The following is a 15,466-nucleotide window of genomic DNA, read 5'->3' as shown; positions in this document are numbered from 1 at the left end:
ATGCCAACATAGGCGCTTACTAAAACAAGCATGTAAAAACAAACAGTAAAGTATAGAGCGTATATGGTTATATGCCCTATACTTTACTGTTTGTTTTATGTATATGCATGTTCTGCATTATTGTACTATCTCGTATGCCCGGGATTTTGCGTGATTTGTCCAGGGTTTACATCTATTTGTCTTTGCGGTATTGGAAACAAAAGCTGGTACTCCTCTACAACTATGCCTTTAGAAGCCATTACTGGGATTGCTCTACCGGTACGTACCAGATCAAACCAGCGGTGGCCTTCAAAAGCTAGCTCCACCCTGCGTTCATTTTCTAATGCCAGTTTAAAGGCTTCATACGATAAATTTGCCACCGGAGCTACATTGGCCCGTTCTCTCACCAGATTCAAATATGTATATGCGTCTGTAGTAGGACCGTTGTTCAGTTCATTAAGGGCTTCGGAATACATCAAAAATACATCAGCTAGGCGTAGGACATACCAATTATCATCCGAATCGTTGTTCTGAAAGGGAGTATCGGAAAATTTCTTTATGTGTTTCCGTTCAATAAACTGGCCGTTTCCATTCAGGTACCCATGTGCCATAGATGCCTTAAACCGGACTGAATCCCGTAGGGCGATGTTGGGATTATTCAACTGATAGGCATCTTCCATATCCTGGGTGATAATATTATTCCCGCCAGTTCCGCCAACAGAAACTACAAAAGGTGCAGAAAATTCTGGCGCAAAGTTATTAGGGTAATTGCTGCCTTCGCCAAAGCCCCCTTTTTTGTACTGCACTTCAAATATAGATTCTTTATTGTTTGCATTGGATGGCTTGAACAAATCTGCATAACTGGGCAGCAATTCATATAGATTCAAGTCTATCACCTCCTTGAGAACTTTGGCTGCTGCCTGATAATCTCCACTGGCTTTTCTAGTTAAATACACTTTCCCTAGCAGGGCTTTTGCTGCTCCTTGCGTAGCTCTGCCTATGTCATTGCCAGTATAACTAGCAGGCAGGGCCGCTGAGGCTTCCGTTAAATCTTTAATAATTTGCTCATATACTTGTGCGGCAGGTGTCCGGCTGTGCCTATAGCCTTCACTTACAGAAGTTACTTCGTTCAAGACTAAGGGTACATCACCAAAAATTCTGACTAGGTTAAAATACATTAAGGCCCTCAGAAATTTAGCTTCTCCAATATAGCGGCTTTTCAGATTTTCATCCATTGAAACAGCAACAATGCGGTCGAGTACAGTATTCGCACGGGCAATACCCCGGTAGGTATCGTTCCAGCGTGCATCCAGGAAAGGATTGGTAGAACGGATGTAGAACTTATCAAACTCATCCATATCTGTTACCGAACCAGACAGCGGATTGGTGGTGTTGTCAGAAGGAATTTCTGAAAATACATACCAGTCGGTGTATTGTCCGGCAAGTTGTAGGGCTGAATAGGTTGCATTTACTGCTGCATTCATGTCGGAAGCAGTTTTATAAAAATTGTTCACATTGGTCTGTGAAACCGGCGACAAATCCAGGAAATCATCTTTGCAAGAAACCAAGGTGCTTCCAAGTATACTAAGGAATATTAAGGTCTTTTTCATAAAATTTGTTTGTAGATGATGAATGTTGTGCCTGATTAAAATCCGAGATTAAGCCCCAGCGTAAACGTACGCGGTAAAGGATACCCACCGTAGTCGGTACCGGGTGTCAGTGCCTGATCGCCGCCCAGGTTTACTTCCGGATTATAACCGCCATAGCTGGTAAAGGTATAAGCATTCTGTATACCCGCATACACACGGGCACTCTGCAGGAAAATTTTACTAGCTACCTCTTTGGGTACATTGTAGCCCAAGGTGATATTGCGTATCCGTAAGAAAGATCCCTCTTCAATCCAACGGGTAGAAACCTGATTGTTGTTACCTGTAGTACGGCTATTGGAGCGGGGAACCCGGCCATTGCCTGGCTGTTCAGGGGAACGCCAGCGGTCCAGTACCGTAGACCTTTGATTCTGGTTACCTTCCAGATTTTCCAGGAACCGCAGCGAGAGATTTAAAATATCCGCTCCTTGTACGCCTTGTAAAATTACGTTCAGATCGAAGTTTTTAAAGATGAGTGTATTGGTTAAGCCATAAATAAAGTCTGGCTGGTTATTACCAATCCTGGTGCGGTCGTTGGGTGTAATCAACCCATCTCCGTCAATATCTGTATATTTTACATCTCCTGGCCTTGCATCCGAAAACTTTGCACTGGCATCCAGGTCGGCCTGGTCGAGGAATATGCCTTCTTGTATATAGCCGAAGAAATTACCTAAAGGTTGCCCTACTTCTGTAATGTGGGTATCGCCAATACCTGACCCGCTACGGATAGGGTCGCCTTGTGGGCCTAGAGCCAGTACTTTGTTCCGGTTGAAAGAGATATTGAAGTTAGTTGTCCAGGTGAAGGCACCTGTCAGGTTACGGGAATTGATAGCAAATTCAAATCCTTTATTGTTTACTTTCCCAATGTTCTGTAATGCCGTAGAGAAACCAGTAGAGGTAGGCACCGGCACATTCAGCAGCAGGTCATAGGTATTCTTATCGTAATAATCGGCTGTAAAGAACAGGCGGTCTTCAAACAGGCCCCATTCCAGGCCAATGTCCAGCTGGTTACTGCGTTCCCAAGTGAGGTCTGGGTTAGAGATGGTAGTCTGGGCCAAGCCGTTTACCAAAGTACTAGTACCTGCTCCAAGAGAATAATTATCTGCTCCCAACAAGCCAATGGCTCCATAATTTGGGATGGTATTGTTACCTGTTAACCCATAACTTATCCTCAGTTTCAGATCAGAAATGAAGTTGACGTTCTGCATAAACCCTTCTTGTGAAATTCGCCAGCCGATAGAAGCCGAAGGAAATACACCATATTTATTATTAGCCCCAAATCTGGAAGAACCATCCCGGCGGATAGTAGCGGTTAATAGATATTTATCTGCAAAACGGTAGTTAATCCTGCCCAGGTACGAAACTAAAGACCATTCATCCTGGAATGACTGACCACCAGTGATGGTGCCTGCATTCAGTGTCCGGACTAAATCATTAGGAAAATTGGTGGCTGAGAGGTTGTTTCTTTCATACAGATTTTTCTGTGCTGTAAACCCAACCAATGCATCCAGGGCATGCCGTTCGTTGAAGGTGGTACTATAGGTAAGTGTATTTTCATTAAGCCAGTTTATTTCCTGCGATGTTTCCGAGCGGCCAGTGGCAATAGTAGGTGCCGGTTGCTGATTGGCAGGTACATTGGATGGCCGGTAGTAGTTATTTCTGTCCAGGTTAATGTCGGCTCCAAGTGTGGTACGTAACCGGAGATTTTTAATAATTTCAAGCTCTGCATATACATTTCCTAAATTTCGGAAGGTAGTAATAGGATTGTCTATCTCTCTGGCAATGGCTACCGGACTTGGGATACCAGGGGTACCAAAGCCGAAGTTTACCTGCGAAGCATACGATCCATCAGGGTTGTAAACTGGAATAGAAGGAATAATGGCTAAGGCCCCATTGATTACGCCATCGCTTGCCCAGTGCCCATCAGTGTTTACCCGGTTTTCCAGAGCATAGGAAGGAGCCATATTCAAACCTACAATTAATTTATCCGATAAGTTAGCTTCTACATTAGCTCTAGCCGTAAATCGTTTAAAGTCTGATCCGATCACAATACCTTTCTGGTTGAAGTATCCGGCAGACAGCAAAAAGCGACTTTTCTCACCGCCCCCAGAAGCGGTCACCTGGTAATTATGCATGGGAGCGGTTCTGAAAACCTCCCGCTGCCAGTCGGTTCCTTTGCCAAGCGAAGCAGGGTTTTCAAACTGATCCGGATACCGGAGCCGTTGCCCATCAGGCCGGGCACTGTTAGGGTCAGAAGCACTGCCGCCCCGGTCTATCCAGGCAGCATTGAACGCTTCTTTTGAGTGTTCGGCAAACTCGGCGGCATTAAGCATATTAATTACTCTTTCTGGTTGCTGAAGACCTGTGAAATAATCAAACTGGATACTTGTGCGGCCAGGCTTTCCTTTTTTGGTAGTAATTAATACTACGCCATTTGCCCCTCTGGAACCATAGATAGCAGCTGCGGAAGCATCTTTCAGTACTTCAATGGATTCAATGTCGTTTGGATTGATCAGGCTGATGTTTTGTGTACCTAAAGGATAGCCATCCACCACATATAAAGGAGAGTTGGCAGCACTGATAGAGCCTGTTCCTCTTACCCTGACCGTAAGGCCCCGTCCAGGTGCGCCAGTAGTTTGCTGCACTTGTACCCCGGCTACCTGTGCAGCCAGCCCTTCCTGGATAGAAGCTACCGGCAAATCTTTAATATTTTTGGCAGATACGGAAGCTACCGCGCCAGTAATGTCTCTTTTCTGCTGGGTACCATAGCCTACCACCACTACCTCACTTAACGACTTTACATCAGGCTGCAGGGTAACATCTATTACCGACTGATTATTAATAGGTACCTCAGAAGTGGTATAGCCAATATAGGAGAATACGAGGGTTCCATTACCATCGGGGGTATTTAACGTATAATCGCCTGTTACATTTGTAGTGGTACCAATACTGGTACCTTTTACCACCACGTTTACTCCAGGCAGTTCTTCCCCATTGTCTGCTCTAACTTTGCCGCGCACAGCAAATACTGGTGTAGAAAGGGTTCGAAGCACAGGCGTCTGAAATGTAGACAGATAATTATTTTGTACTAGATTATCCTGGTTGCCGATAGTGCTTTCCGTTAGGTTTACTTCTCTTTCAATTTTCTCCAGTGTTGTGCCGGCACTTTCTTCTTTAGGAGAGATAACATACGTATTTCCTTTAATCTTCTTATATTTTAAGTTTAGCTGAGGAAGCACTCGGTCGAGTACATCATCCACGGTAGTTTTATCGTTTCTCTCTAATTCGATCGTTTTACTCTTCACGAGTTTGGTTTCGAACACAAAGCTTACCTGATAGGCTTCCGTTAATTCCTCCAGCAAGTCGGACAAGTACAAAGTTTGCTTATTTCCTTCCTGCCCTTTGTTAGCTGCATAAGCTATAGTCTGGGCATGTATCTGCCCACTAACGCCATGCAGCAGCAGGACGAACAATACCCAATAGCGGGGTGTTTTTTTCATTTTCATGCGGGTGTTGGATTAAAAGGTGAAAATTTAGATTTATTTACTCTGTATGATTACCTGACGGTCTTTCCGAGTTAAGCGGATATTCAGGGATTCTGCTAATACTTCCAGCACCGTCTGTTCGTCGGTTGAAGAGATTTCCCCGGTAAGTTTCCGGTTGCGTAAAAGCGGATCTTGTATGGTGATTTTTAGCCCATAGGTGTCTTCCAGCATCTGGGTAATTTCCTGCAAGGTGTTATCGGTGAAATAGAGTTTATGATTGCGCCAGGAAGAGTATATATCCGGATTTACTTTCTTTCTACTAAAAGAAAGAGCGTTTTCTGAAAATTCCACCATCTCTCCAGGAACCATTACTACCCCACGTCTTTTCTTAGATTCTCCGGCAAGCAATTTTACTTTGCCTGAGTTTAAAACTACCTTGGTTTTTCCCCTCCGGCTGTTTACATTAAAAGCAGTCCCTAATACCTCCACATTGAGCTTATCGGTATGCACAATAAATTTGGCATCTCTGGCTCGGGGTTTCTTTACGACCTGTAAAAAAGCTTCGCCTTCCAGCCATACCTCCCTTGCCTGCGCACTGTTCCACCTACTTTGGTAGCGAAGGGTCGAATTGGCATTCAGGGTAACTTTTGAGCTATCGGGAAGCAGAATGGTTTTAGTCTCACCAAAGGACGTATGGTGAATTTGAATAGGGGGCGCCTGCAGCCATACATATATACTAACCAATAAAATACCTACAAATACAGCGGCTAGTTTATGCCAGTGCCCAAGGAAAAAAGATACCTGGTTTGTAGGGAAATATGAATGTACTCTATCAATTTCTAGCGAAGGCTGTTTTACAATAGATTCTATTTGTAACCATACTTCTGCAGTATCCTGATCAGAAAAGGTGGTTTCTTTAAGCTGGAGATTCTGCAAAAACTGCTTTGCTCTTTGGATGACTTCCTGCTTTTGCGGATGAAAAGCTATCCATTCTTCCCAAAATTGCGTATCCAATTCATTTTTGTCAAATACCCAATTGTAAAAAGAATGATCCAGAATGAAATCCTCTTCGGTATAGTTTGTGTAATCCATACAAGTCGTGTTGATCAGATATAAGCAACAATGATAAGAGCTGAGTTATTTGCTCACATAATACCAGTATGGGCATTTTGTAATCACTTTTGGAAGAAAAATTTTGGGAGAAGAATAACCTAAAGCTTGTCTCAGGAATTCTAATTACTTGGTACATAAAAAGAATGCTGTTCAAGCAAGAGAAGTATAGCCAATACAATATCTACTTTTTTTCGAAGGGTTTTAATGGCTTTACACGCATAATTGCGAACTACCTGATAGTTGATAGCCATAACATCTGCAATTTCCAGATAACTTAAATTATTGAAAAACCGCAGGTAAATAATTTCTTTCTGTTTGGCAGGCAGAGCATTCAAGCTTTTCAGCAACCATTCCTGCTGTTCAGCCTGGGTATGGCTGAGTGTTAGGTTGTCTTGCAGTGTAAAATTAAATTCAAAACACGGAAGATCTGGGTTAAGGGTTTCCCAGCTAATTTTCTTTTGTTTCTTGAGAATTCGTATGAGCTTTCCGCGCAACGATTTTAACAGATAAAAGTGTATGGCTTCCGTATAGACAAGCTTGGTTCGGTTATGCCACAAATGAATAAATACCTCTTGTACACAATCTTTAATCAGGTCTTTGTCTGGAATGATCTTATATCCGTAGTTACATAATTTTCTAAAGTGCAGATTAAAAAGTTCAGCAAAAGCCTGTTCATCACCGTCTATAAAACGTTGCCAGCGTATTGCTTCTGGAGTACATATCACTAATTTTTTTTGCATGTAACTACAAGCTGGAGGTATCCGGGCAAGAACATTGCTTAAATATAAAATTTATTTTAGATAAACTATAAATAAACTTATAAGTAGCCCTATTCAGCTTTAATAGGATACACAAATGGCTCTTAGAATGCTTTATAATGAATGTTTCTGTCTGTAGTACCTTATCATAGCTAAATTTTGTTGAAATGATTTTATATTATTCACTCCTTATGCACCCATACATCCCTACATGGCTTATAAAATTAGAGCAGATGGGGTATTATTATTGCTATTAGAAGGTTGTCATAAGGAAGCTATATTATTGAATTAATATAAAATACTGCTATCAACTAATAACCTCCTCCTAATAAATTAGACATATTATATTATAAGTAAAGCGAAAGGGGAGGTTAATTTAACTACGCTTTAGCTTTACTAACTTACAACTCAATTCTTCTTTACATTTGTCGGTAAAACTGTACAAAAAGCAATGAACCATTGATTATGATAGTTGCTAATACAATTTTAATTGAGAGATAAAGTTCAGGAATATCCCGGAAAGCTGTAGCATTAGCATTTTTATATAGTGGAGATTCGTACAGTATCATTACCATATAAGAATCATAGAGATTGTAGCCTCATATTAAGGCGGTGTTATGACAATTGCGCTTTCTAGCACTTCTATCCTCTTAATGAAATGAATATAACATGGACATGAGGACAGAGAATCACCCTTGCTCAACTAATTCTCAAATACAAGGCTCTACTTATCAGTTCATTATAAAATAATACAATAGCTATATTTTTTGGTATTCTTTCTAGAGATTTCAAAAAAAGATTTCATTTGTATGTATAAACATATATCTTAAGCGCTTATCCATATCTGGCCTGCAGTTTTGCTACAGGGTGACGCAGCCAAAAACAGCGTCTATATAAATAATAAAAGCCCTCATTATCAATGAAGGCCTTTATAGATATACACTTTTTGCATGATGAATCGCTTCATAACTGGTGAAAATCTACATATTTATTAGATACGCATGTGCATTTTTATCGAAAATATTTATGAGGTCAAAGGCAGTCTATGTAGTTCTTATATAGGCTGCTTTTTTGCTTGTAAGATGGGAAAGTCCATTCATCCAATTCCGGCTGAATATGAAAAATATTTTCCAGAGACGACACTAAACCTTTATAAGAAAGCATATGAAGAGTTGCCAACGACCAAAAAACAATTCTACTCTATTCCTAGCGTGGCTTTTCCATTAAACTCTGTAACAGGTAATCAAAAAAAATAGCCTTAGTGGTAGACAATCTATGTGGAAGCTCCACAGAATACTTCTTTTATCTATCAAAAGAAAGTGCTAAAACTACCAGTTACGGAGTGAATACGTTTGGTATGATGGATTATGAACGGGCTTCTTCTAACCTGCTACCCTATGCTAATTTTAGGGTGAGTATTCCTATTGTAAAATCAAGCTAGACAGATAGCAATCCTATAGATAGAACAGGTTTTACCCCTGATGTTATATTGGACAAAGCAAAGCCTGAAAGCTGGATAAAAGATATCCAAAAAAGGTTGGAGAGGTAAAACAACTCACAATTGAGGTACTGTCTTAAAAAGCAAGTTTTAAATAGAAGTCTTTTAATAATTTTGTTTTACGGGAAAGAAAGCTTGGGGTGACTTATTGCATTTAGAAGTTAGAATTTTTTATATGTATGGGATACATATGGAGCGAATTTAGCACTCCATTCTAGAGTAATAACAAAGGGGTCTGGGTGTTGCACAACTGCTGATTTGAAATCTGCCTTTTGAGTGGTAAATTCAAGAATGGTAGGCAAAAGAAAACAGTTCAACAACACTTGCCCTTCACTGATAGTGGAAAATTATGTTCCCAAGAATAATTTTTATCGCCAAATCAAGCCGTTACTCAAGTTAGACTTCCTCTATCAAGCAGTAGCCCCTTATTATGGCAAGTGTGGGCAGAAATCTGTAGATCCGGTTGTCTTTTTCAAACTACAGCTGGTAGCCCATTTTGAAAATATCTGCTCTGATCGGGCTCTTATTGAAAAGAGTGGGTTACGCTTAGATATCCTTCATTTTTTAGATTTCAATGTAGGGGAACGGCTTCCATGTCACAGCACCCTATCCCGCACACGCAAGCGCTTACCGGCAGAGGTGTTTGAAACTTGCTTTCAGTCTATTCTTACTGCATGTGTAGAGGCAGATATAGTCAGTGGACACACCCAAGTTGTGGACGCAGCCTTAGTGGAAGCCAATGCTTCTACTGACAGCCTCAAGCGAAAAGCCATATTAGAATGGCAACTGCTCCAAGGGGAAGCAAATCTAAGTACACCTGCCGAGCTTACAGAGCAAGTTTCGCCTTTTCCCTTGATAGAAAAGACAGTTAAGCCTAAAAGCTGTCCAAGAAATAATCGAACGCATATCAGTATGAGTGATGCTGAGGCAAAGATCACCCAAAAAACAGGCAAACCTTCTCGTTTATACTACTTGTCCAGTATGGCTGTCGATACAGCGGATGTGCTTTGCCATCCGTTCGCCATGTGATTACTCACATGCAAGCTAATTTAGCCGATGAAAAGGACTCACGACATTTAGTGGAAATAGTAAATAACCTGTCTAATAAACTCAAACAATACGGCCTGCCTCTTGATAATCTATTAGCAGATGCAGGCTTCGGATCGGGGGAAAACTACGCTTATTTAGAAGCCAACAAGATCAAAGGTTTTATTTCTTTACCAGGTAGTTATCACCCGGTAAGAGAAGGTTTCCATTATGATCCAACGCAAAACGCCTATATCTGTCGCAATGAAAAGTTGCTTTATTACCATGGTATTAGAATGGAAAAAGGCTTTGCTACTCATTACTATCATGCCAGAGTGAAGGATTGTAGTGTATGTCCTTTCAAAAAAGCATGCTGTGGCGCTAAAAGGCGGCAAAGCCTCACTTTTAGTGTCTACCGTCACTATCATTGGACCTGATGCTCCGCATCATCGGTCCATTACGTATGCAGGAGAGAGTAGAAAGCAAAGAAGGTAAAAAAATGATAGGACTAAGAATGTCTACCGTAGAACCTGTTTTTGGCAGTCTACTCAACTATTATGGAATGAAGAGAAGCAATGCCAAAGGAAAGCAAGCCGCTCATAAGTTCATGCTCATGTCAGCTACAGCTTACAATCTGCAAAAGTTGCTGCTTTGTTTAAATCATCCTAAAGCTAAAGCTCAAACCCTTGCTGTAAAGCAGGTCAATACCCTTTATTATTTTCTCTTTTACGTTGTGCAACATCCAGGGGTAAAATTAGTAACTATGTTCATAGTAGGTAATAATCAAAAAGTGTAGATTAGATCTTATAGCCAAAGACTCTCAAAATCAATATCTCCTATGAAGCAGGTATTACTATTTTTGGCACTGATAGTTCAATTAGTGGTTGCCTGCCTGACTTTTATCTGGATACTTGCTTTTCTAGGCTTTACCGATGAAACTAAAAAAAGGACTTCAGCAAGGGTGTTTGGCAAGCTTTTAGTCATACTCTGTGTGCTGCTGGCTATCCTACCTATAGGTATCACGCTTTGGGTAAGTGTTTGTTATTATTTCTTACCTGCTTTCTATAGACAGCTACCTCTTGGGCTTCTTTTACCGGTAGTAACTCTGCTTTGTAGTGTTCTACTCTGTGCAGGGATGATCTACTTATTTAAAGTAGTAGGATACAGAAACGGCAGCTAAGAACTAATATTGGTAATAAAATATCCCCCTTTGCTCATACTTCATTGCTTTGGCGAAAGAGGAGTTACATTTAAGATACCTTCTTACAACCTATAACAGGATAAGCTCATAAGGACAGTAACTTCAACTGTCCTTATGAGCTTAGTTGTGATTGTCGGAGTCTTTTGCTCCTACCAAAAGCTTTTTTCTTTGCCAAAAGTAACCATCATCGTAGCCATTTGTTCGTTGAGTTCCTGCCAGTTAATTTGCAGTTTATCCATAACGGCCTGTGAACGGTCTGATACAAGCATTACACTACTTTCGTTAATTTCTAATATCCGTATATTTACAAGGATATGCTCAATGAACTCTTTCGTAGCAGGGTCCTCATACTTCTCCATTACTAGTTGCGCAAACTCATCTAAAGATACCAATTTTACCTGTGGAAAATGAGGTTTAACTACCTGATGATAGAGATCATGTAAACTGTATGTATGTGTATTATAAACATAAAATACATTGTTTATGAGTGATTTTTCTTTAGCGAACTTTATAATAGCCTCGGCGGTGGTGTTAATAAAAGAAAAGTCATAAAACTTATCTCTCATATCTGGCATGATGCCTAAATTGATAAAAGAGCGTAATAGCATATAAAAAGCACTATTCTCAGTATTCTCCTGAAATTTTCCTGTATCATTGTTGAACACCAGATTGCCTGCTCTATAAATACTAGCCTCTACACCTTCTTCTATAGCTTTGAATATGATGTTTTCTGCATCGAGTTTAGACTGCAGATAAATGGTATTATTTACATCTGGAATCTTTTCTACCCGGTCGTATTCACTAAATACGTATTCCTGCCCAAACGATACGCCGGCTGTAGAAACATGGTGTATACGTTTAGGGCGACCTGATTTTGCCAGATTTACTAGTTCCTGCACACCAGTTGTATTTCCTTTGTAATCTACTTCTAGGCCGTAATGCTTTACATTGGCTGCAGGATTTACTATGGTATCAATGATTTCTTCAAGGGTTTTATAGATATTTTTATGAAGACCTAAGAATGGTTTTTCCATCTCGCCAGCCAGCGGGTGAATTCTATTTTTATATGCATCATAGAATTCAGATCCGAAGAAGAAAGAAATCTTTTTTAATAACCTGCCTTTGGCAGCAGCCTCATTTTCAGCCCTAATTAATAAATAGACGTTAGCAGTTGTAGTAGTCAGTAATTCATATAGCAGATGAATACCCAGGTACCCGGTGCTTCCGGTTAGTAATACTTCTCTTATTTCTTGCTGTTCACCTGGAATTTGGAAATTATCCTTTTTCATTCTCTCTTTGTACCATACTTTCCGCTCTTCTGCCTTACGTTTATCAGCCTCATTCAAAGGCTTTTTTTTGAGGCGCTGGAGTGTTTCCAGAAGATTTCCTTTTTTATACACAAGGTTTTGTGCTAGCTCCCTAATAGTGGGATATCTGAAGAGTGTGGTAAGCTTTAATTCGAAATCTTTGGAGAGTTTGTGGAGCACCTTCATTGCCTTCAATGAGTGGCCACCCATGTCGAAGAAGTTATCATGGACGCTTACTATAGAGACTCCCAAAACCTCCTTCCATATTTCCACTAGTTGCCTTTCTGTTTCATTGGCTGGCGCTTCAAATTTACTCTTACTTAGACTAATGGGGTCTGGGAGCTTTAACATATTTAGTTTTCCATTAGCATTAAGCGGTAATTCATCCAATTGCATCAGTGCAGATGGAATCATATAATCGGGTAGTTTATCACCTAACAGGTAGGCAACCTCTGCAGGGTCCATTTTTGTAGAAGCCGTAAAATAGCCAGTAAGAGACTTTTCATCGTTCTGATCCTTTGTTACCACTACACGTGCTTCCTTGATTCCATTAATATGTAGCAACTCATTTTCTATTTCTGAAAGCTCGATCCTAAACCCTCTGACTTTTACTTGCGTGTCGACCCTACCTAAAAATTCAAGTGCATACTCTTCATTAAATCGTACCAGGTCGCCAGTATTATATAATATTTCTCCTTGTTTGAATGGGCTTTGCACAAAGCGCTGCTGGGTAAGTTCAGGGCTATTTAAGTACCCTTTGGCTACGCCATCTCCACCTACATATAAAACACCCTCTGCCCCTGGTATTACTAGCCTTTGTTTAGTGTCGAGTACATAGCATGTAGAGTTGTGTATCGGCTTGCCAATTGGTACAGCTCCTGTATAAGGCTTGTTCACTAAATGAGCCGTTGAAACAACTGTATTTTCTGTGGGTCCATACAAATTGTACAGTTTGGTAGACTGGTTATGCTGTAAGAATTTATTTATATGCTTAGTAGACATAGCCTCACCTCCAGTCAATACATAGTTTAACCCATCGAAAATGGTTACATCCTGCTCTACCAGTGCATTGAAAGCGGCCGTTATGACAAAAGAAATAGTAATCTGATTTTGTGCGATATACTTTTTTAATCTTTCGGCATTCAGTAAAAGTTCAGAATCTATGATGTGCAGGGAAGCGCCATTGGTGAGTGCAGTCCATATTTCAAAGGTAGAAGCATCAAACTCCATGGCCCCAGTCTGAAGCATCTTTTCGCCAGGTTCAACTTTTACACAGTTTGTATTTTGAACCATCCGCAGTACATTTCGATGGGTAACAATCACTCCTTTTGGCTTTCCGGTCGAACCAGACGTATAGATTACATGAGCCGCAGCATCAGGTTTTATCTCTGTTTGCACGAAAGGCTTTTCTGAATAGGAACTAAATTCCTGCAACGAATGCTGATACTTGTGCCTAACCCCGGGTGCTGGAGTTGCTTTCTTATCAATAAAAAGCATGGCATCATACCGGTATTTGGTAAGTTCATTTTCTATGGTATGTATCTTCTCTGAGAAAGTTGTCTGGTGAATACCTTTGATATCAAATCTGAGATCTTCCAGAAAACTTCTTGAGTAGAAAATTTCATTACTGAAATCTGTTTTTACCTTGTATCCTTTACCTAGGTTGCTCTTTTTGAAAGTGTTTAAAGACTCAATAAAAACCTCTCGGGTATCTTCATCCATAATATCTCCCAGGAAGATGATCCCCGTGTCTTTCATTAGATGAACCACTTTCCTGAGTACATCTCTCAAATAATTGTGTCCTTCAAAGCATTGAATCACACTGTTAATAATCACTACGTCAAAATTTTTCTCCTCTACCTGGTCAATTTCATGGGCTGCCAAGCTCTTAAGTTTAATATTGGCTATGCCCTCTCTGTTAATCTTCTGCCTGTTTTTTTCAATAATTACCCGTGAAATATCTGTTCCATAATACAGGCCAGTCTTAGGTGCCAGTTCAAACATGCTAATACCGGAAGCACAACCAATTTCAAGCACACGGGTGTTTGTATGGAGCAGTGGGGTTAGTTTGTTGATGATGTTATCCCGGTACTCATTCATTTCCGCTCTGGACAGATTTTCGCCCGTATAACTGTTTTGCCAGCCACCGCCTTCTATATCATCCGTAGCTTTTTCTCCTACATGCTCCCACAGATTTTGGCTATTCAGCTCATTTTTAAAAGAGGTTTCTTCTTTTTCTAAATGGCAGTCCAGGCTGTCAATACACAGGAAGGTCTGAAAACTTGCACACTCCCATTGAAGCTTATTCAAAAGCTTGATATGTGCCTTGGAAGAGATAATTGTTTTTAAACGGGAGTCGTTGAGGATCATCCTGATCCGGTCTGCCGGGTATCTCGGTGAAATAGGCAGGTAAGAGCCTCCTGCTTTGAGTATACCCAACATACAAGCGATAGTATGATGAGATTTAGGCAGCAATATACCTATTTGTTCTTCGTTGGCAATTTTAATCGTATGTACTAGATAGTTGGCAATCTTGTCTGAATAAATGTCTAATTGACTGAAAGTTAAGGTTCCATTTACGGATACCACGGCTGCAGCATCGGGAGTTTTCCTTACCCATTCCCCAAAAACACGTACCAGATTTGAACCAGATGGATAGGGAGCCCCTGTGTCATTGATTACATGCAACAGCATATTTTCTTCTGCTGCTTCCAGAATTGATAAATCATCTATGGCTACATCAGCACTTGAGAGCAGACAACGAATGGTATGCTGGTATTTTCTGGTAAAATTCTGGATGAATGCCTGTGAAAATAATTTTGCATTGTAAACACACTGTATTTCCAATCCCTCGCTTGTTTTTTCAAATACAAAATCACACTCTGTCGCTTTATAGAAAGGGTGTATATTTTTAAAAAAAACAGCCGTTTTGGGTGTTTTATACTCGTCAATCGTCTGAAGCGGATAATGCTGATGCTGATAAGCTGCTGCAATTTTTTCTTTTTCTGCTTTTAATACCTGCTTAAAGCTATATTCAGGAAGTATTTTAGTGTAAACTGGCAACAGTTGAGCAGTAAAAAACTCTGCTGCCTGATTTTTAGGAACCATCGTAGGAATACCTAATTCCAATGCTTGCTGGCCTAAATATTTATATAATAAAATTCTATAAGAAGCCACTAAAATAATGAACATAGCCTCTAAATTTCCTTTAGATGCTTTTTCCAGTTGTGCCAATACAGCTGTATCTAGTGAGAAGCTGTACTTTTGTTCTTCATAATCGAGTGTCTGAAAGTAACTGTATGGTAATCTGGTTGCTTCTAGTTTACTGTCAAACTCTTCTTGCCAGTATTTTTTGGATCTTACAAATTCTGGCAAGGATAATAAATGATTTTTTTCTATAATATTTTCCATAAGACATGGTTGATTTTATTCCCTCACGACAAGGGTTCAATT

Annotated in this window: 9 protein-coding genes; 4 read left to right on the top strand and 5 right to left on the bottom strand. The window is 40.3% G+C overall.

Going from position 1 to position 15,466, the window contains the following annotated elements:
* Positions 1-125 precede the first annotated feature (125 nt).
* From Q0590_RS28405 to Q0590_RS28390, 4 genes are all read right to left on the bottom strand, one after another.
* Positions 126-1,589, bottom strand: a complete 1,464-nt coding sequence (locus tag Q0590_RS28405; RefSeq protein ID WP_302041036.1) for a RagB/SusD family nutrient uptake outer membrane protein — start codon at positions 1,587-1,589, stop codon at positions 126-128.
* Between the two features lie 35 nt (positions 1,590-1,624).
* Positions 1,625-5,125, bottom strand: a complete 3,501-nt coding sequence (locus tag Q0590_RS28400) for a SusC/RagA family TonB-linked outer membrane protein (protein WP_302041035.1) — start codon at positions 5,123-5,125, stop codon at positions 1,625-1,627.
* 39 nt (positions 5,126-5,164) lie between these two features.
* Positions 5,165-6,202, bottom strand: coding sequence for a FecR family protein (locus Q0590_RS28395; protein ID WP_302041034.1), 1,038 nt, complete (start codon positions 6,200-6,202; stop codon positions 5,165-5,167).
* Positions 6,203-6,342: 140 nt separating this feature from the next.
* On the bottom strand, positions 6,343-6,963 hold the full coding sequence (locus Q0590_RS28390; RefSeq protein ID WP_302041033.1) for an RNA polymerase sigma factor: 621 nt from the start codon (positions 6,961-6,963) through the stop codon (positions 6,343-6,345).
* A gap of 1,100 nt (positions 6,964-8,063) precedes the next feature.
* Here Q0590_RS28390 and Q0590_RS28385 point away from each other — a divergent pair.
* From Q0590_RS28385 to Q0590_RS28370, 4 genes are all read left to right on the top strand, one after another.
* Entirely contained in the window at positions 8,064-8,237 is a 174-nt protein-coding gene (locus Q0590_RS28385) for a hypothetical protein (protein WP_302041032.1), read from the top strand.
* A gap of 533 nt (positions 8,238-8,770) precedes the next feature.
* On the top strand, positions 8,771-9,508 hold the full coding sequence (locus Q0590_RS28380; protein WP_302041031.1) for a transposase: 738 nt from the start codon (positions 8,771-8,773) through the stop codon (positions 9,506-9,508).
* An 8-nt stretch (positions 9,509-9,516) separates the two neighbouring features.
* On the top strand, positions 9,517-9,942 hold the full coding sequence (locus Q0590_RS28375; protein WP_302041030.1) for a hypothetical protein: 426 nt from the start codon (positions 9,517-9,519) through the stop codon (positions 9,940-9,942).
* Positions 9,942-10,301: a transposase gene (locus tag Q0590_RS28370; protein ID WP_302041029.1), complete on the top strand. Its 360-nt coding sequence runs from the start codon at positions 9,942-9,944 to the stop codon at positions 10,299-10,301. Before Q0590_RS28375 ends, Q0590_RS28370 begins: the two co-directional genes overlap by 1 nt.
* A gap of 554 nt (positions 10,302-10,855) precedes the next feature.
* Here the strand turns inward: Q0590_RS28370 and Q0590_RS28365 are convergent.
* Positions 10,856-15,424 (bottom strand): AMP-binding protein, encoded by a 4,569-nt coding sequence (locus Q0590_RS28365; protein ID WP_302041028.1) that lies wholly within the window; start codon positions 15,422-15,424, stop codon positions 10,856-10,858.
* Between the last annotated feature and the right edge of the window lie 42 nt (positions 15,425-15,466).

Source organism: Rhodocytophaga aerolata (assembly GCF_030503435.1).
GTDB classification, from domain to species: Bacteria; Bacteroidota; Bacteroidia; order Cytophagales; family 172606-1; genus Rhodocytophaga; species Rhodocytophaga aerolata.
Note: the sequence above shows the minus strand (reverse complement) of the source record. Positions and strands in the feature narration are given on the sequence as shown.

Coding starts and splice junctions, on each gene's coding strand:
- Q0590_RS28405 (WP_302041036.1), bottom strand. CDS start 1,589: ATGAAAAAGACCTTAATATTCCTTAGTATACTTGGAAGCACCTTGGTT.
- Q0590_RS28400 (WP_302041035.1), bottom strand. CDS start 5,125: ATGAAAAAAACACCCCGCTATTGGGTATTGTTCGTCCTGCTGCTGCAT.
- Q0590_RS28395 (WP_302041034.1), bottom strand. CDS start 6,202: ATGGATTACACAAACTATACCGAAGAGGATTTCATTCTGGATCATTCT.
- Q0590_RS28390 (WP_302041033.1), bottom strand. CDS start 6,963: ATGCAAAAAAAATTAGTGATATGTACTCCAGAAGCAATACGCTGGCAA.
- Q0590_RS28385 (WP_302041032.1), top strand. CDS start 8,064: ATGGGAAAGTCCATTCATCCAATTCCGGCTGAATATGAAAAATATTTT.
- Q0590_RS28380 (WP_302041031.1), top strand. CDS start 8,771: ATGGTAGGCAAAAGAAAACAGTTCAACAACACTTGCCCTTCACTGATA.
- Q0590_RS28375 (WP_302041030.1), top strand. CDS start 9,517: ATGCAAGCTAATTTAGCCGATGAAAAGGACTCACGACATTTAGTGGAA.
- Q0590_RS28370 (WP_302041029.1), top strand. CDS start 9,942: ATGCTCCGCATCATCGGTCCATTACGTATGCAGGAGAGAGTAGAAAGC.
- Q0590_RS28365 (WP_302041028.1), bottom strand. CDS start 15,424: ATGGAAAATATTATAGAAAAAAATCATTTATTATCCTTGCCAGAATTT.